The organism is Acinetobacter sp. AOR18_HL (assembly GCF_027855145.1).
Taxonomy (GTDB): Bacteria; Pseudomonadota; Gammaproteobacteria; order Pseudomonadales; family Moraxellaceae; genus Acinetobacter; species Acinetobacter pittii.
Window position 1 is genome coordinate 116552 of sequence record NZ_JAKTIG010000058.1, and the last position, 18616, is coordinate 135167.

At 38.3% G+C, this 18616-nt stretch carries 16 protein-coding genes, 6 tRNA genes and 1 pseudogene; 9 read left to right on the forward strand and 14 right to left on the reverse strand.

The window, feature by feature from the left end:
- Window positions 1–52 precede the first annotated feature (52 nt).
- From MKL51_RS14590 to MKL51_RS14605, 4 genes are all read right to left on the reverse strand, one after another.
- Window positions 53–1027 carry a patatin-like phospholipase family protein gene (locus tag MKL51_RS14590; protein ID WP_017482133.1) on the reverse strand — a complete coding sequence of 325 codons (975 nt, stop codon included), beginning with the start codon at window positions 1025–1027 and terminating at the stop codon, window positions 53–55.
- Window positions 1028–1197: 170 nt separating this feature from the next.
- Entirely contained in the window at window positions 1198–2673 is a 1476-nt protein-coding gene (locus MKL51_RS14595; protein WP_017482134.1) for an alanine/glycine:cation symporter family protein, read from the reverse strand.
- A 99-nt stretch (window positions 2674–2772) separates the two neighbouring features.
- The gene (locus MKL51_RS14600; RefSeq protein ID WP_014207545.1) at window positions 2773–2913 is read right to left on the reverse strand and encodes a hypothetical protein; all 141 of its coding nucleotides are present in this window, start codon (window positions 2911–2913) and stop codon (window positions 2773–2775) included.
- A 183-nt stretch (window positions 2914–3096) separates the two neighbouring features.
- A complete protein-coding gene (locus MKL51_RS14605) occupies window positions 3097–3300 on the reverse strand; it encodes a hypothetical protein (protein ID WP_005064392.1) in 204 nt (67 codons plus the stop codon).
- Between the two features lie 510 nt (window positions 3301–3810).
- On the opposite strand from MKL51_RS14605, the gene MKL51_RS14610 reads away from it, so the two are divergent.
- Window positions 3811–4518, forward strand: coding sequence for a nitroreductase (locus tag MKL51_RS14610; RefSeq protein WP_017482137.1), 708 nt, complete (start codon window positions 3811–3813; stop codon window positions 4516–4518).
- Window positions 4519–4543: 25 nt separating this feature from the next.
- Here the strand turns inward: MKL51_RS14610 and MKL51_RS14615 are convergent, their stop codons facing one another.
- Window positions 4544–5758 carry a multidrug effflux MFS transporter gene (locus MKL51_RS14615; RefSeq protein WP_017482138.1) on the reverse strand — a complete coding sequence of 405 codons (1215 nt, stop codon included), beginning with the start codon at window positions 5756–5758 and terminating at the stop codon, window positions 4544–4546.
- A 127-nt stretch (window positions 5759–5885) separates the two neighbouring features.
- On the opposite strand from MKL51_RS14615, the gene yccS reads away from it, so the two are divergent.
- The 4 genes from yccS to MKL51_RS14635 all read left to right on the forward strand — a co-directional run bounded on the left by yccS (window position 5886) and on the right by MKL51_RS14635 (window position 12380).
- Entirely contained in the window at window positions 5886–8060 is a 2175-nt protein-coding gene (yccS, locus tag MKL51_RS14620) for a YccS family putative transporter (protein WP_017400237.1), read from the forward strand.
- Window positions 8061–8160: 100 nt separating this feature from the next.
- A complete protein-coding gene (locus MKL51_RS14625; RefSeq protein WP_002116136.1) occupies window positions 8161–8736 on the forward strand; it encodes an SdpI family protein in 576 nt (191 codons plus the stop codon).
- Window positions 8737–8891: 155 nt separating this feature from the next.
- Window positions 8892–11480 (forward strand): PepSY domain-containing protein, encoded by a 2589-nt coding sequence (locus MKL51_RS14630; RefSeq protein ID WP_017482139.1) that lies wholly within the window; start codon window positions 8892–8894, stop codon window positions 11478–11480.
- Window positions 11481–11594: 114 nt separating this feature from the next.
- Window positions 11595–12380: a YdcF family protein gene (locus MKL51_RS14635; protein WP_017482140.1), complete on the forward strand. Its 786-nt coding sequence runs from the start codon at window positions 11595–11597 to the stop codon at window positions 12378–12380.
- Between the two features lie 379 nt (window positions 12381–12759).
- On the opposite strand, the gene MKL51_RS14640 is transcribed toward MKL51_RS14635, so the two are convergent.
- The 8 genes from MKL51_RS14640 to MKL51_RS14675 form a co-directional block, all read right to left on the reverse strand.
- Window positions 12760–12835, reverse strand: a tRNA-Val gene (locus MKL51_RS14640).
- A gap of 66 nt (window positions 12836–12901) precedes the next feature.
- Window positions 12902–12978, reverse strand: a tRNA-Asp gene (locus tag MKL51_RS14645).
- Between the two features lie 36 nt (window positions 12979–13014).
- A tRNA-Val gene (locus tag MKL51_RS14650) sits at window positions 13015–13090 on the reverse strand.
- A gap of 89 nt (window positions 13091–13179) precedes the next feature.
- Window positions 13180–13256: transfer RNA gene (locus MKL51_RS14655), tRNA-Asp, on the reverse strand.
- Window positions 13257–13303: 47 nt separating this feature from the next.
- Window positions 13304–13380: transfer RNA gene (locus MKL51_RS14660), tRNA-Asp, on the reverse strand.
- A 24-nt stretch (window positions 13381–13404) separates the two neighbouring features.
- Window positions 13405–13480, reverse strand: a tRNA-Val gene (locus MKL51_RS14665).
- Window positions 13481–13686: 206 nt separating this feature from the next.
- Entirely contained in the window at window positions 13687–14190 is a 504-nt protein-coding gene (elsL, locus tag MKL51_RS14670) for a cell wall-recycling L,D-carboxypeptidase ElsL (protein WP_017482141.1), read from the reverse strand.
- 273 nt (window positions 14191–14463) lie between these two features.
- On the reverse strand, window positions 14464–14832 hold the full coding sequence (locus MKL51_RS14675) for a YbaN family protein (RefSeq protein WP_017400240.1): 369 nt from the start codon (window positions 14830–14832) through the stop codon (window positions 14464–14466).
- Window positions 14833–14935: 103 nt separating this feature from the next.
- Between MKL51_RS14675 and MKL51_RS14680 the strand changes: the two genes are divergently transcribed.
- The 3 genes from MKL51_RS14680 to dapE all read left to right on the forward strand — a co-directional run bounded on the left by MKL51_RS14680 (window position 14936) and on the right by dapE (window position 17347).
- Window positions 14936–15817, forward strand: coding sequence for a DUF1853 family protein (locus MKL51_RS14680; protein WP_017482142.1), 882 nt, complete (start codon window positions 14936–14938; stop codon window positions 15815–15817).
- Window positions 15818–15940: 123 nt separating this feature from the next.
- Window positions 15941–16084, forward strand: coding sequence for an entericidin A/B family lipoprotein (locus MKL51_RS14685; protein WP_014207555.1), 144 nt, complete (start codon window positions 15941–15943; stop codon window positions 16082–16084).
- A gap of 126 nt (window positions 16085–16210) precedes the next feature.
- Window positions 16211–17347 carry a succinyl-diaminopimelate desuccinylase gene (gene dapE, locus MKL51_RS14690; protein WP_005064372.1) on the forward strand — a complete coding sequence of 379 codons (1137 nt, stop codon included), beginning with the start codon at window positions 16211–16213 and terminating at the stop codon, window positions 17345–17347.
- 176 nt (window positions 17348–17523) lie between these two features.
- Here dapE and MKL51_RS14695 read toward each other — a convergent pair.
- Window positions 17524–17622 (reverse strand): annotated as a pseudogene (locus MKL51_RS14695) (alpha/beta fold hydrolase); the annotation flags it as partial.
- A 56-nt stretch (window positions 17623–17678) separates the two neighbouring features.
- On the opposite strand from MKL51_RS14695, the gene MKL51_RS14700 reads away from it, so the two are divergent.
- On the forward strand, window positions 17679–18616 hold a 938-nt coding region (locus MKL51_RS14700), incomplete at its 3' end, for an IS30-like element ISAba125 family transposase (RefSeq protein WP_079396101.1).

An 18616-nucleotide genomic window follows, 5' to 3' on the forward strand; every position in this document is an offset into this window, starting at 1 on the left:
AAAAAAGCCCTTTGTGGGCTTTTTATTTAATTTTCAGAATATTAACGTTTATTTATTGGCTTTGAGCACTCAAGCCTTCCGTAGACATATTTTGTTCAGCTATTTTTTCATCAATAGCAAACTGAATATCAGAAAGCTTGGCATTAGCTGCATCTATACCAGATTTCATAGTAGCTTCACGGCCTTTGACATCAAAAATATGCGCTTTTTCTCTTAAATCTGGCTGAATAACTACGTCCGCATATTGTAACTCTTCTGCTGCCAAACGCCCTTGCATGATATTAATATTCTGGTTAAACAGTCCCCATACATTCGATGTTTCTGTGTAAATAGGCTGAGCTAAAATATCAACTGCAATAATGACATCAGCCCCTAAATCACGAGCCACTTCAACTGGCACAGGACTCACTAAGCCGCCATCAACATATTCAGATTTACCAATTTTAGTCGGCACAAACATACTCGGAATCGAAGCAGAGGCTCTCACGGCTTGCCCAGTATTGCCGTAGTTAAATACGGTCTTAGTGCCATGCTTCAGTTCAGTTGCCACCACATACATTGGAATCTTCATTTTTTCGAGTGGCATATTATTTACTTGCTGGTTAACGTAGTTCTCTACTTTTTTGCCATCAAAAAAGCCTTTTAAACCGATACTAATATCACGGACATCGCCAGCTTTCATTTTTAAGGCAGTATCACGCAGTTCAGCAGGTGATTTACCACTCGCATAAATTGCCCCAACAATACTACCCGCACTCGTACCTACAATAAAATCTGGACGAATACCATGTTGTTCTAAAACTTCAATCACCCCTATATGAGCATAACCTCGTGCCCCACCGCTACCCAATACAAGCGCAACAACAGGACGTTTTTGCATTTTTTTAATTCTTGCAAAAGGTTGATCGACAGGACGAGCATACGCTTCTGTCGTTTGCGGTTTTAGAGCAGCAGACAAGTGTGTGGTGGTCTGGCATCCCGCCAACACCATAGAGAGTCCGAGAACCCACAATTTAAGCTGTTTCATGGCCCATCTTCGTACTATGAGGTTTAAGTTCGGATTGCAATTTTAGTTGCTACTTTCGTGAAAAGCTGTAGTGAATTTATTTAATTTGTCATGTTTAAAATTTAGACTCAAGTATTTTATTTATCGCCTATATGAAAAAGGCCCCTTATGTATAAGAGGCCTTTTGAAACTTACCAGATATCTGAATCAACTTTTTTCTTCAATTCCGGATACTTGTCAATTTTAAACTCAGGCTCTTTAATGCCTCGTTTCAATTGCTCGCGGTAATCTTTTAACAAAGTACGTGCCATTGGCGTTAACAGTAAGATCGCAATCAAGTTAATGGTTGCCATAATACCCATAAATAAGTCAGCCATAGACCAAACGAGTGGAACACTACCGATTGCACCGAAGTACACCATCACCAATACGAAAATACGGAAGATGAACATGACTTTCGGGTTGTTATTAATAAACTGTACATTACCTTCTGCATAAGCATAGTTACCTAATACAGCTGAATAACAGAATAAGAATAATAGAACCGCTAGGAAATCAGATCCCCAATGTCCAACTTGAGTTTCTAAGGCACGTTGTGTTAATTCAACACCAACAAAACCTGCGTCTTGGTAAACGCCAGAAACTAAGATGATGATCGCTGTACTTGTACATACAATGAATGTATCTACGAATACACCAAGCATTTGTACTAAACCTTGGTTTACAGGATGTTTTACATCAGATGCAGCAGCCGCGTTTGGCGCAGAACCCATACCCGCTTCGTTTGAGAACAAACCACGCTTAATACCTTGCATCATTGCCATTGAGACTGCAGCACCAAAGAAACCACCTGCCGCAGCATTAAAATGGAAAGCTTCGGTCACAATCAACTTTAAAATATCAGGCAAAATTGCATAGTTGCTTAATGCGATATATAGAGCAACGGCTAGATAAAGACCCGCTTTTAAAGGTACAAACATCTCTGCAAATTTAGCGATACGTTTAATACCACCAAAAATTGCCAATGCAACCATAACGACAAGCGCAAGGCCAACCCATGAAATTTCTAGATCAACACCACCTAAATGAGCAATAAGATTAGCTTTGTCCCAACCCCAAGCATGTGAAGAAGCATTAGCAATCGCATTAATTTGGACTGAGTTGAATACGAAACCGTAGGTAAAAATGAGTGCTAGTGCGAAAACCACACCAAAGGTTTTACTGCGTAAACCTTGGGTAATATAGTAAGCTGGTCCACCGCGGAACTGTTTAGTCTTGTTATCTCGAACTTTAAAAAGCTGAGCAAGTGTAGACTCAATAAAAGCAGAGCTCATACCAAGTACAGCAGTTACCCACATCCAGAACACAGCGCCAGGGCCACCAATTGCGATCGCAATTGCCACACCTGCAATGTTACCCACCCCAACACGGCTTGCAAGACCCGTTACAAAAGCTTGGAAAGGTGTAAGTCCATGCTCATCTTCGCCTTCTGTACGGCTGCTTTTCATGACACGGATACTTTGCAAGAACATGCGGATCTGCACTGCCCCCGTTAAGACCGTATAAAAAATACCGACAGCCAGCAAGAAAATAACCAGAAAATCCCATAAAGGATCATTAAAAAATTGTACCCACGACATCAGTGTGGCATTGAGTTGTTCATTCATACTCGGTCCGCTTACGTTCTTGCTAATGTGCTAATAGCACAAGCCAAAATACTGCAATAAACAAAAAAGCCCCTCAAAATAGGGACTTCTTCAGTACATTTAAGGAAAAACTTTTAATGTCACTTGAATAGCAATTAACGTCACAAGTTTAAGCAACATAATGCCCAGCACTAAGCCTTTGAAGGTCGCATGAGAGAAAGCACCCTTCAGATAAAATGAATTCATCGCACCACTGAACATATTCCCATTTGGGAGAACAGAATGCATCGACTCGGCTACAAACTTGGAAACTAACAAATGACCACCGCTAAATCAGCTCGTTTAATGATTCCCATCAATTAATCGAGTTATAAAAATCTGGATTTAAGCCAATAAGCATATTTACATATACTTGAGAGCGAATGTCTAAAATGGATATGAATTTCAAAGACTGTAACGAGCCATCGCCATGACGCGGCTATCTGCGCCCTTTTCCCTCTGATTGGAGAAGAGTGCATTTAGATCTGTACCAAGCTGTTGTATTTCTTGTGGCTCAGTAGTTGCGTGAGTTACGTTCATTTTCATGGTTGCAATGGTAATCGCCAATCCTTGTTTCATGAACTGCTTGTTGATGAGCGGTAAACTCATGTAAAGCTCCTTATTCCTCGTGTATTTCTCCATTTCTACATTCAAATCCTTTTTGTAAAGGGATTTTGTATGCAGCCATTTCTTTCCTAACATGAGTATGGAGAAATCATACCTGCGTAAAAAAGTCGGTATTATGCAGAAATTTAAAATTTTGTGTATGTTTTTCATTAAAAATTTATGTTATTTCCGATTATTTTTTATTCAAAATCATCTGTTTTGTACTGTTTTTAAACATATTATACCTTTTTTTCAATTGAGTGATTTTTAATCCAACTGATGCTATAAATTTATTTTTATAGTCAAAAACATCATACTTTTTTGTCTATTTAGATCTAAAGTGGCATATTCACATTAGAGTTAATTAGACATTATATCCAAACTAAACACATCATCATATCTTTAAGGATATCCCTTTTCTAATATTTTTTGCTTATAAATGAATTACTTTCAAAACATGAAATTAAACTTCAAAAAAGTATTAAGTATTTAAGAAAAGATATAGGAGTACGCATGAATCTGGAACAAGTTCGTCTCGTTGATGAAGCTATCACTTCTCGACATTCTGTCCGCGCTTTTTTAAATACTCCAATTGAGCCAGAAGTCATTAAAGATATATTACGAGTCGCAAGTCGAGCACCTTCTGGAACGAACACCCAACCATGGAAAGTCTATGTGGTCACAGGTAAAAAGCGTGATGAAATGGTTGAACGTGTCTGTGCTGCACAAATTGAAGTTTCAAAAAATCCTGAACTTGCAGAACGATATAAAGAAACTTTTGCCTATTATCCTGAAAAATGGATATCTCCTTTTATTGACCGCCGCCGCGAGAATGGTTGGGGACTCTACGGTTTACTCGAAATCAAAAAGGGTGAAAAAGAAAAAATGGCTGAACAGCAGCTACGTAATTTTAAATTGTTTGATGCACCAGTCGGCCTTTTCTTTACCGTAAATAAAACGATGGGAATCGGTTCTAAAATGGATATCGCAATGATGATCCAAAACGTGATGGTCGCTGCCAAGGCACGTGGTTTAGATACATGCCCACAAGCAGCTTGGAATCATTTTCACCCTATTGTTTTAGATATAGTAGGTGCATCAGATGACGAAGAACTGGTATGTGCAATTGCATTAGGTCATGCCGATCCTAACCACATTGTAAATACCTTTATTACGCCTAGAGAACCTGTTGAAAATTTCACAGTTTTTCTAGACGAATAAGCTATAAGTGGCCATTCTCTAAAAGCTATGAGAATGGCTTGGTTTTGACCTGTTGTGTCGCTTTCAACACGACAATAAAACCACTTAGTGTAAATAACACCATCATTACGCCCATATTGAGCGATGCGGACCAAATCAGGAAGTTAAGAATCACGCCACCTAAAAGGCCACAAGCGAATTGCATACTTCCCATAATTGCACTTGCTGTCCCAGCGCGAGCACCTTGTTTGGACATTGCTAACGCCATTGCATTTGGGCCTGTTAAACCAATGCCTGAAATAGCTAAAAATAACCCTACCATAACCAGCCATAAAGGCGCTGCAGGGATTAAACCCGCAATAAATACAATGAGGGCTCCAGTCACTTGCACAAGTGAACCCGATTTTAAGCGTTTGGTAATTTCAACACGTGTTGTTAAGTGCTTGTTTAAAGAGGACATTAACATGATGCCAAAAGCATTTAGTCCAAATACGTAAGCAAACTCTTGCTGATTAAGTCCGTACTGGTCCATAAACACTGCAGGTGCTGAGCTGATATAGCAAAATAATGCTGCCCCCGTTAAACAGCCTGCAAACATAGGTAAGCGGAAACTCGCATCTTTGAAAATAGCTCCATATAAAGTCACCACTTGATAGAGCGATAGCTTAAGCCTTTTATCATTTGCCAAAGTTTCTTTAAAAAAGAAATGTACGCACAGCCAACACAGCGCACCCACAATTGAAAGCGCAATAAAAATAGCCTGCCACGGAAACCAAATTAAAATCCATGCTCCGATCATAGGAGCCAAAATTGGTGCAAGTCCCATGACAATCATCATGCTTGAGAAAGCTTGTGCAGAGCCTTGAACATCCAATTTATCGCGTATTGCTGCACGAGCCATGACTACGCCAACACAACCACCTAAAGCTTGTAAAATACGGGCCGCAATCAAGCTCCATTCATTAGTAGCCATTACACAAAATAAGCTTGCGACTGCATAAAGCGCGAGGCCAAAGTAAAGTGGTTTCTTTCTACCGATACGATCGCTTAAAGGACCATAAACCAACTGCCCAATGGCTAAACCAAAAAAATAAGCTGGTAGTGTATTTGCCACCATTTGCGTACTTACCCCAAAATCATGGGCCATTTGTGGTAACGCAGGTAAGTACATATCAATGGATAACGGCCCTAAAGCCGTAAGTAAAGCGAGCAACATAATCCAGCCAATAGAGTATTGACGCTGGGCTGTTTGTTCAGACATAACGATATTTCATTTTTCACTCATTTGCATACAGACAAGCTTACACTGTCTATCGTATGATTTGTGCAACATTGGTGTAGAAATACACAAATCCTTTATCACTCAGGTTGATCAGCAAGGACTTCATTTGAAATCTTGGTTTAAACGCCTAAAAAGAGCGACTTATAACACAACATTTATGTATAACGTGCGAATGCTGATAGCCTTTTCAGGAACTGCTTTCGTGCCTTATTTTTTAGGCTATCAATTAGCAACTATTCCACTCACTTTAGGTGTAGTCGCAGCAGGTTTGAGTGATATTGATGATCGCTTTTCCGTGCGAATCATGAACCTAATTTATACTTATATTGGGTTCTTCGTTACCGCAGCTTCGGTACAACTACTTTTCCCCTACCCAATGGCTTTTGCTTTAGGGTTGATTGCCTCATGTATTGGCTGGATTTTACTAGGTTCATTAGGACGTCGTTACGCCACTATTTCTTATGGCTGTTTGGTTGTTTCGGTCTACACCATGTTGGGTGTTCACCTTTTTGATCACTGGTATATTCAACCTGCTCTTTTAGTTGCAGGTGCTGCGTGGTATGGCCTCATTGCTACTATTAGCTTTTTACTATTTCCGGTTCGCCAACTTCAAGATAAACTCGCAGCGTCTTATGCATCTCTAGGTGATTTTCTATTTGCAAAATCAAATTTATTTGATGTAGATATGACTCCTGCCAGCTATCAGCAAAGTATGATTGAGCTGTCATTAGAAAATGGTAAGTTAATTACGATTTTTAATGACTTAAAAACAGCTTTATTGACTCGTTTAAAAGGTGACCGTGGGCAAAAAGATACACGCCGAAGCTTACATTATTATTTTGTCGCTCAAGACATTCATGAGCGTGCTGACTCAGCCCATATCGACTATCAAAAGTTAGCCAAAATTTTTCAGCACAGTGATATTTTATTTAGATTTCAACGAATTTTGGCGGTTCAAGGCAAAGCTTGCCAAGAGTTAAACGAATGTATTTTACAACGCAAACCTTATAACCATAACAAACGCTTCAAGCAGAGTTTTGAGAACTTAAGACTATCTTTAGAGAAACTAAGACGTGATCAGCATTATGATCTGTTATGGGTAAATGCTCTCTTCGCTTTATACCAAAATTTAAAATCTATCGACTCTCAGTTACTCAACTTAGAAACGGAACAACACATTCAGTCTGATAAAGTTAAACAAGCAGAGAACCAGCTTAAAGATGATGATTTACAAGGATGGAACGATATTGTCATCCGAATAAAGCAAAATTTAACTCCTGAATCTGTACTTTTCCGCCATGCAATTCGCGTCTCAATCGTTCTTTTTATTGGGTATGTGCTGATTCAAATGACCAATATCGAGTACGGCTATTGGATTATGCTTACAGCCCTATTTGTAAGCCAACCTAACTTCAACGCAACCAAACGTCGCTTACGCTTACGAATTGTCGGAACATTAGTCGGAATTATTGTTGGTCTTACCATTGTATTTCTCGTGCCTTCCGTCGAAGGACAACTATTAATGTTGATCTTGAGCGGGGTACTGTTTTTTGAGTTACGCAGTAAGCAATATGCTCAAGCAACCGCATTTATTACAATTTTGGCATTAATTAACTTTAATCTAGATGGCTCGGCAATGGCTGCTGCTATTCCGCGATTTGTAGATACTTTAATTGGATGTGCCCTAGCTTGGTTTGGGGTGACATTTATTTGGCCTGACTGGAAATTCCGACGCTTACCTCGCAACATCAGACGTTCATTACAAGCTCAATGCAATTATTTAGCTGAAGTTGTTAAACAATATCATGAAGGCCGCAATCATGCGTTGAATTACCGTATTGTAAGACGAGCTGCTCATAATACAGATGCCGAGGTTGCTTCACTTATTTCAACTTTAGCAACAGAGCCAGACTTTGACCCTACCCGTAAGTCGGATATCTTTGAATTTTTATGTTTAAACCATACATTTTTAAGTTATATCGCCGCACTTGGAGCACATCGAGAAAGCATTCAAGATCAAGCTGTTCTTAAACTCTTAGACCAAGCGCTAGATGATATTCAGGGTGCATTATTAAGAGATGAGATGCCTGATCTTACAGCACAAAATATGCTCCAGACGATACGTCAACGTTTGAGTCAAAATAATGAAGAGGACCAGAAATCACTCATTATTTTACAGCAGCTATCACTCATGCTTGGTGTATTGAACCGTTTTAGTATGCTAAAACAACGCCTAAGTCATGATCTTGATAATGATGCCAGCGAGCTTGCATCGTTATAAATTTGAGTCGGAAATTAGTATGAAATTGGCATAATATCCTTTCCTGACTTATGCCAATTAATGCTAAACTTAAAACAGTTTACAATTTGTTATTTGCACTATGACCGCGAAAACTTTATACGCTTATACGCTTCAGCCTGTTCCCTATGACGTGTCAGAAGCTGAACAACGTAATGCACAGCTTCTTATCTGGCGCAGCACCAATAAAATCAGCACAAAAATTTGGGCAATTATGGGTGTCGTTTTAGCCCTAGCTATATTAGGTCTTATTTTTATTAAGAACTACTCTACTGTTTTTTGCTGGGTTGCTATTGTTGCTGTAGTACTTTATTACCTTGGTCGTAAATACGGATTAGAATGGTACGTTAAACGCAAAATGAATGAATTTCCGGTACAGGAAATCAAAGGTATTCGTTTAGGTGTGCAGCCTCATGGTATTGTGATGCGTCAACAAATGGGCTTACAAGAAGGCGTAGGTACTATTGGATGGAAAAATATCTACGAATGGTACAATACACCTGATTTTATTTTGGTCAATTTCAAAGTAAAAGATCCAAAAGGCCAAGAACAACAAGGTGCTTATATCCTACCTAAGCGCATGGATTCTAAAAACTTCTCGTTCAACACAATTCGCACACACTTAAAAGAATCTGTAGGCGAACCAAAAACCTTGTAATTCTAGATTTTATAAAAAGCCTCCTCATGGAGGTTTTTTATTAAGCTAAAAATAAATGATAATGAAAATTAATATTATCTCCAAAATCCATATTATCTCCCCAATCTTCGGCTATACTTCGTTACAAGATCTCCATCATATTTACATTTTCGACCATGTTTAAAAAAATTTTATTTCAAATTCATTGGTTTCTGGGTATTACTGCTGGCCTAATCTTATCCATTATGGGTGTTACAGGTGCAATTTATTCTTATGACCAACAAATTTTAAAATGGGTGAATTCTGATAGTTATGTTGTACAAGCTGAAAACACTCCAAAATTAACTCCTGCTCAGCTATATCAACATTTCAATACAACCCAACCTGAAATCAAAATTAATAGCATTACGATCGCCAAGGACCCAACCTCTTCTTCTATTGTAAATATTGAAAAAGAAGGTGAACGCCGTGGCTATAATATGATGGTGAATCCTTATAACGCTGAGATTCTTCCAGATGTTAAAGGCCGAAAGTTGTTGTTACTCATACAACAAATTCATCGTAATTTAACAGCAGGTGAAGTTGGTAAACAAATTACTGGTGCCTGCGCACTCATGCTAATTTACTTCGTACTCAGTGGGTTATATTTACGTTGGCCTAAAAAGCACTCTGCTCATCAATGGCTTGCTGTTAAACCGAAACTCAAAGGCCGGAATTTTATTTGGGATCTACATGCTGTTGTCGGCACATGGGTCATTGTTTTTTATCTTCTTTTCGCATGTACAGGACTATATTGGTCTTATGATTGGTGGCGTAGTGGCATGTTCAAAGTGATGGGAGTTGAACAGCCTAAACGACAAGATCATGGCGCTGCTCCTCAAAATCAAAATCGTGGAATGCAGCAAGGTAAACAATCTGACCGTAATAATGATAAAAAATCAGAGCCTCAATTAGATAATACTCAACTCATTACAGCACTTAATCAAACATGGAGTGGCTTCAATAGTCAGGTTGGACGTGATTATTCGACTCTAACATTAAGCTTACCGAAAAAAGATGATGGAAAAATTGAGTTAAGCTTTGTCGATGCTACCCCACAACACGAACGGGCACGTAACCAAGCCATCTATAATTATCAAACTGGCAACATCGAAAAGATGGAGCTTTACGAAGACAAAAAGCTTAATCAAAAGATTATGAGCAGCATGTTACCCGTACACCGCGGTAGCTTCTTTGGACCAATTTATCAATTCGTTGCAATGCTTGCTTCTCTAGCAATGCCTTTGTTCTTGGTTACTGGGTGGATGCTGTATCTTAAACGCCGTAAACAGAAAAAATTAACACAGGCGGCTCGTCAGTCTTTAGCAGGACAATACATTGATCCAAATGCAAAGCCTTGGCTTATTACTTATGCAACTCAAACCGGCGTAGCTGAACAACTCGCTTGGAGCACGGCAACAAGTTTACAGGAGGCTCATCAACCTGTTCAGGTAAAACCTGTACAGCAGCTAACACAAACTGATTTAGAGCAACATCAACAGGTCTTATTCGTGATCAGTACTTACGGTACTGGTGATGCTCCTGATCTTGCTACAAGCTTTGCTAAAAAACTTTTAAAATTGAATGTGGATCTTAAGCACATCAACTATGCTGTTCTAGCGCTGGGCTCTAAAGAATATCCAGACACTTACTGTAGTTTCGGTCATGAAGTAGATGCTTGGCTTAAAGCAAATGGTGCCCATGCTCTCTTCAATACAATTGAAGTTGATAATGCAAACCCATCGGATATTCAAAATTGGAATCAATCTCTCGCTAAAGCAACCAAATTAGATTTGCATGCGGTAAATCTGGAAAAAGTATTTGATAGTTGGACATTGCAGCAACGTGATTTACTCAATCCAAATAGCTTAGGTCAGCCTGCTTATAATATCGAACTTAAAGCAAATCATGAGGCGATATGGCAAGCGGGAGATATTGCTGAAATCCAGCCTGGTAATAGTCCTGAACGTATTCATGCTTTTTTGCAAAAGCATCATATTCTTAAAAATTCAAAAGTTGATTCATTACAGTTTTCAATTGAAAAAGCACTTTGGAATAAAGATTTAACTGGTGAAATTGAACCATTTGCCAATCTGGATCATTTATTAGAGCAGCTCCCTACTCTACCAACGCGAGAGTATTCGATTGCGAGCATTCCGTCTCAGCAAGTCCTTCGCTTAGTTGTTCGTCAACAATATGATGCGTCTGGTAACTTAGGTTTAGGTTCGGGTTGGCTGACTCAACATACGCAAGTTAATAATGAAATTGCTTTGCGTATTCGTACCAATGAATCATTCCATCTTATTGATGATAACCGCCCTATTATTTGTATTGGTAATGGAACAGGTATTGCTGGCTTAATGAGCCTATTACACACCCGTACGCGTCATGATTACACGGAAAACTGGTTAATCTTTGGTGAACGTCAAAGAGCATGTGATTTCTTCTATGAATCAACTATTGAGGCATGGAAAACCACAGGAATGTTAAAACGCCTCGATTTAGCTTTTTCGAGAGATCAAGAACAACGCATGTATGTTCAAGATGTAATCCGTCAGAATGCAGCAGAATTAGTAAGCTGGGTAGAACGGGGTGCTGTTCTGTATGTATGCGGTAGTATTGATGGTATGGCAAGTGGAGTCGATCAAGCACTTATCGAAATTCTGGGTGAAGAACAGGTAGATGATTTAAGACAACAAGGCCGTTACCGCCGTGATGTTTATTAAAGATCAATAAAAACTAAAACCGAGTAATAGCTTAAATGCTTTACTCGGTTTTTTATTGCATTCAGAATGATTTTGCATACACTGTCTGCAATTTAAATTGCAACTCTAAGCACAATGCAAGTCAGTAAGTGGATCCGTATTTTCCTAGCAATCATTGGTTCGATTTTATTTCTAGATGGATTAGTTCTAATTTGTCTCAATAAAATTAATGTAGGCACCGTTATTCCTTTAATTTTAGGTGCTTTCCTCTGCCTATATTCCTTATTTTATTATCATTTAGAACGCTTTTTCTTCTATCACTATCGCTTACACACACTTTGGCGTTTTGGATGGTTATGCTTCTGGATATGGTTAATTGGCTTAGGCTATTTTTTTAGCTTTATTAAAGAAAATAAAGATACTTCAAATAATATTCCTCCAGTAAAAGCAATTATTGTCTTAGGAAGCGGTGTTGAGAATGGTCAGCCATCCACAATTCTTGCAAAACGTTTAGATACGGCCGCCCCTCTAGCCCTAAAACAGCAGCAAGCACAGATTGTTCTAACAGGTGGTCTTGATTTTTCAGAAAAAGAAAGCGAAGCATTGGTTATGTCTCGTTATCTTGAACAAAAGTATCATATCGCAAGAGATCAAATGATCCTTGAAGATAAAAGCACCAGCACAGAGCTTAACTTAAAAAATAGTAAACCCTTATTAGAACAGCACCACATTACCTTAGACCAGCCAATCGCTATTGTGACAAGTGATTTTCATATTCCTCGAGCAATAGCAATTGCAAAAAAACAGGGCTATACCCAAGTTTATGGGATAGCGGCCGAGACACCATTAGCTACTCGCTACAATGCATGGTTACGTGAATATTTCGCATATGCAAGTGGATGGCTTTTAAACGAATATTAAAAATAATTTAATAAAAAAAACTGCTATTTAAAAAATAGCAGTTTTTTTATTTGTGAAAATATTAGTGATCGGTACAAATACAGAGTTGATCTAAGCTGAAGATCATAAATTGCAAGTTAGATTCTTATCTTTAGCCACTAATAAAGAAATTTAATAAGGAGGAGGAAGCCCATCAACAGCAAGAGTAAAAAAACACTAATGCTAAAAAATTAAGAACTAGCGATCAATAAAAAGAATAACTTAAAGGTATAAGGACTTTAATTTTAGAATAGAAACGTTGTATCTACACTGAGTCACGTAGTAAATAAATTTACATGTAAGTATAAGATATTTATAGATGAATATGAATTTAGGGAATTTAAATTTCTGATATAAATTATGGTGGGCGCTGACGGGATCGAACCGCCGACATTCTGCTTGTAAGGCAGACGCTCTACCAACTGAGCTAAGCGCCCTTAATGAGAAAAGATAGCGAATGTATCTTTATACTCTACATTCTCTAGACAAGGGAATCAAGAGAATGGCGCAGCGGACGGGGCTCGAACCCGCGACCCCCGGCGTGACAGGCCGGTATTCTAACCAACTGAACTACCGCTGCACTACAATACTTTAAAATAAAGTATGGTCACATATATGGTGGGCGCTGACGGGATCGAACCGCCGACATTCTGCTTGTAAGGCAGACGCTCTACCAACTGAGCTAAGCGCCCCAAGAAGAAAAAACTAATAAATTATTAATTTTTCGATTTAAAATTTTTACATCTTAAATCATCTTCCAAACACAACCCGAACTGAAAAGTGGCGCAGCGGACGGGGCTCGAACCCGCGACCCCCGGCGTGACAGGCCGGTATTCTAACCAACTGAACTACCGCTGCACTTTCACAATATCGCAATTGTGGGGTAAACGATGTTAAGTCTTAAGTGGCGCAGCGGACGGGGCTCGAACCCGCGACCCCCGGCGTGACAGGCCGGTATTCTAACCAACTGAACTACCGCTGCACTTGAGAGCTTAACGTAAAGGCTTGGTGGGCGCTGACGGGATCGAACCGCCGACATTCTGCTTGTAAGGCAGACGCTCTACCAACTGAGCTAAGCGCCCTTAACGTCTTCATCGTTTGTGAGGTGCATTATAGAGAATCTTTAACAGGTGTCAAACGCTTTTCGACAACTTTTCAAAAAAATGCGAATGAATGATTAAAAATAAGTCATTATTAAGTAAAAAACAATTTTTTGTATTTTATTTAAGCACTTATTTTAATATTTTGATCATTCAGCTAATTAAATAAGAATTTTTAAAATCTTATTTTAGGTTAAAGATTGCTCAGACAAATAAACCAATGCATCTTCAGCGACTAAATCAAACAACTCAATGATTTCTTCATTACGCATTCGAATACATCCATGTGACATGGGAACACCCATCGGTTCTTTATCAGGTGTGCCATGAATATAGATATAACGCTGCATGGTGTCGTGACCTTCGCCTTTATTAAAGCCTTCTTCTAAGCCATCTAACCAAAGAATACGTGACAATATCCAATCTCGTTCAGGGAATTGTACTGCTAGTTCACTGCTATACACCTCCCCTGTTGGCTTACGTGCAATAAAAACCGCATTTTGAGGAGATTGTGCACCAATTTTTTTTGCAACCCTATGCCATCCACGTGGAGTCCTACCAGTATTCTCTTGCTCACCGATTCCGTTCTTTCCGGTAGAAATGACATAAAACTTATTATGTTTAGGCAAAGTTAATGTTTGATTTGCTAAATCGATGAGGACATCTGCATCTTCGAGCTTAAATTGAGACATTGAACTTATTCTCTTATATCAACTCAAATACTTTGAGTTTAAGTAAAAATTTATATGAAGAACTTGTCTTGCGCCAAAATTAAAAGATTATCAATCTTCTCTTATCTACGCGCAGTTTCACTGCTTGTCTTGCGCCAAAATTAAAAGATTATCAATCTTCTCTTATCTACGCGCAGTTTCACTGCTTGTCTTGCGCCAAAATTAAAAGATTATCAATCTTCTCTTATCTACGCGCAGTTTCACTGCTTGTCTTGCGCCAAAATTAAAAGATTATCAATCTTTTAATTTTGGCTCAGGGCGTAGCCATAACCAAACTGCAACGATGAACATGGTAGTATCAGTAAAAACCTTGACCCAAAGCGGTGCTGAAGTAAATAGCATTATAAGGCCACTGATTGCCATCATTATGCTTGCAATCCATTTGGCTTTACGTGGTACTGTACCATTGGCTCGCCAATCACGTAATGTTGGGCCGTATTTGGGATGGTTTAATAACCAATCATCCATTTGTGGCCATCCCTTTGAAGCTGCCCATGCAGCCAGAATCAAAAACACTGTTGTGGGCATACCTGGTAAAATTGCTCCAATAATGCCTAGCGTGATAAAAATCACGACCAAAGAGCGCCAGAACAATGTTCGCATATATAAACCTTAACCTGCTGTTAGCGTTAGTATAAAGTGTTTTTCTAATATTGTTTGTTGATCCCTTATGAAATTAGGATGAATTACTTCGAGTATTAAATATATGAATATTGCCTCAGTGAAAACTTCCTATTTCGAACCATGGCTTCAATTCCAACATCCTATCGTGCGACAGCTGGCTTTTTGTATCGCTAGTCCAAATTTACTTTGCCAATTACCAAAAAGTTTTTCTATACAACATGACTTTAAGCTGCACCCAACCGAAGTATGGGAAGAGCATTTCCAAAATTATTTACCACGATTAAAAGAGCTCGATCAGTCACCAGAGCCTTTAATCGAGTTTTTATCTCAACTTAAAAGTACACGCTTAGGTTTACGCTTTGAGAATTTACTTTGGTTCTGGCTACAAGAGGATAATTATCATCCTTACCAGCTGTTAGGCCATAGTATTCAAAAAATTGATGGAGCAAAAACTTTAGGTGAACTGGATTTTTTAATTTTAAATAAAAAAACTCAACAAATTGAACATTGGGAGGTCGCGTTAAAATATTATTTGGGCGAGGCAGACTTACATTTAGAACAATGGATTGGATTAAACCGTCAAGATACTTTAAGCAAGAAACTTTATCATTTTACGAATAAGCAATTTCAATTTTCTGAGGCATTAAATTTTAAGATTCAACAACGTTTTGCGGTTTTAAAAGGACAACTCTACCTACCACTTCAACTAAATTTTCAAAAGTCGCTACCAGATTGGATAAATTTAAAGCGTCGTTTGGGATATTGGGGTACTACCATTCCACATTCTTCTTTTTATCGATTGGAAAGACACGAATGGTTGTGTCCAAATAAAGAGCAGACTTCAAATCCAGCACATTGGTGGACAGACGGTTTATATTGTAAAAATAGTGAAGAGGTTTTGTTTTATATGTTTAGACATCCTTCGTACTTAAACATCAAGCCTCAACTGCAAAAATTAAGCTAATTAACAATAAGTTTTAAGGTTCTAGAAACATTTTATAACGTTTTTACTATTAAACAGTCATGTTTCTTTTTCCGTTTGTTTTTTAATCTAAATTTACTTCATTATTAAATTTAAACGGAGAAAATGATGAAAAAAGTTTTAGCTGCGTCTGTAATGGTTGCTGTTATTTTAACAGGGTGTAATACGTTTAAAGGTTTTGGGCAAGATGTTTCTAAAGCAGGTGATGCTGTAACAAATACTGCTGAAAAAACACAAGATAAAATGTAAGTTAGAGTTGTTACTTCAAAAACCTTATCATTCCGATAAGGTTTTTTTATTTTTACGTACCCATCATCTAGAGATTCGCCTATTATATCGGACTATATTTCACCTGATCAGCACGCAATTTTCGGTATGAACCATTCAGACACTCTCTCGCTTAGCTTAGAACTGTTACAACAACCTTCTGTTACTCCTATTGATCATACATGCCAAACCATCATGGCAGACCGTTTAGCCAAAATTGGTTTTCATATTGAACCGATGCGTTTTGGTGAAGTTGACAATCTTTGGGCGCGTCGCGGAACTGAAGAACCTGTATTTTGTTTTGCCGGCCATACTGACGTAGTTCCGACAGGTAAGTTAGAAGCATGGAATTCAGATCCGTTTGCACCTGAAATTCGCGATGGAAAATTATATGGTCGTGGTTCGGCCGATATGAAAACAGCACTTGCAGCGATGGTCGTTGCATCTGAGCGTTTTGTCGCAAAACATCCTGATCATAAAGGTTCAATTGCTTTTTTAATTACTTCTGATGAAGAAGGCCCTGCTATTAACGGTACGGTTAAAGTGATTGAGACTCTTGAAAAACGTAACGAAAAGATGACATGGTGTTTGGTAGGCGAACCTTCAAGTACTCATAAATTGGGTGACATTGTTAAAAATGGTCGTCGTGGTTCACTTAATGCCGTATTAAAAGTTCAAGGTAAGCAAGGTCATGTGGCTTACCCACATTTGGCGCGTAATCCGATTCATGAAGCATCACCAGCTTTAGCAGAGTTATGCCAAACTGTTTGGGATAATGGAAATGAATATTTCCCAGCAACATCATTTCAGATTTCAAATATTCATGCTGGCACTGGCGCAACAAATGTTATTCCTGGTGCACTAGAAGTTACTTTTAACTTCCGTTATTCAACAGAAGTAACAGCAGAACAACTTAAACAACGTGTGCATGAGATTTTAGATAAACACGGTTTACAGTATGAAATCGTTTGGAATCTTTCTGGTTTACCATTCCTAACACCTGTGGGTGAACTCGTTAATGCAGCGCAAACTGCTATTTTGAACGTAACGGGTACTGAAACTGAGCTTTCAACGAGTGGTGGTACTTCTGATGGCCGTTTTATTGCTCCAACAGGCGCACAGGTATTGGAATTAGGTGTTCTGAACGCAACAATTCATCAAATTAACGAACATGTTGATGTACAAGACCTTGATCCATTAACTGATATTTATGAGCAAATTTTGGAAAATTTGTTAGCTAAGTAAAAGTTAAGATCCAATGAATTGAAAAAGCGCCCTTTTGGGGGCGTTTTTTATATTTAAAGTATCAGTACATTCTTTTAAAATTTTAAAGTATCAGTACATTCTTTTAAAATTTTAAAGATTATTTATATTCAATAAACTAGAAAATTATTTTTAATATAAATGGCTTAAAAAGCTACTTATGAATCCTTATCTATCCATTGCAATATAGTTGGCCAGACTTCTTTAGCAGCATTTTGGCTAAGTACAATTCGACTATGAGAGTAATTTTCTAAGTTACGGCAGAGTAAAACTTGAAGTGCGACATAAACCACCTAATTAATTTAAAGGGTTTATGGAGTATATAAAATTGTCATACCATCATCTTAACTTTGAAGATCGTACTGCATTAATGCTTGAGTCAAGAAAAGAAGGCTTTTCAGCCAGAAAATTTGCTGAACTCATTAAAAGACATCCTAGTACGATCTATCGTGAGCTTAAAAGAAATAGCATCAATGACGTTTATCAAGCTCGATATGCTTCTGATAACACCTTCGCTAGACGTAGACGTGGTCACAGAAAACTCAAAATCGATTCAATCCTCTGGAAATTTATTGTTGAAGCGATCCGTTGTTTATGGTCTCCTCAGCAAATAGCAAAGCGTTTAAAGACATTTCCTGATTTGGATCAAACAATGAATGTAAGCCATACAACGATTTATTCAACGATACGAGCATTACCCAAGGGTGAGTTGAAAAAAGACTTATTATCCTGTCTGCGTCATGAAAATAAAAAGCGAAAAGCTAACGGTGAACCTAAAAAAGATTCTATATTACAGGATATTAAAACTATTCATGAGCGCCCAGCCGAAGTTCAAGAAAGAAAAATACCGGGTCATTGGGAAGCTGATTTAATTAAAGGTAAAGACAATAAAAGTTCGATAGCAACACTTATTGAACGAAATACACGGCTCTGTATCTTGGCAACATTACCTGATGCAAAGGCAGAATCAGTGCGCAAGGCTTTAACTGAAGCTCTGAAATATTTACCTGCAGAACTGCGTAAAACGTTGACCTATGACCGTGGACGCGAGATGTCAGAACATAAAATACTCGAAGAAGATTTAGGCATAGATGTATATTTCTGTGACCCACATTCACCTTGGCAAAAAGGCACATGCGAAAATATGAATGGTTTAATTAGGCAATATTTACCTAAAGGGATTGATTTAAATCAGGCAGATCAGCATTATTTAAATCAAGTTGCCATGTCACTGAATACTCGTCCTAGAAA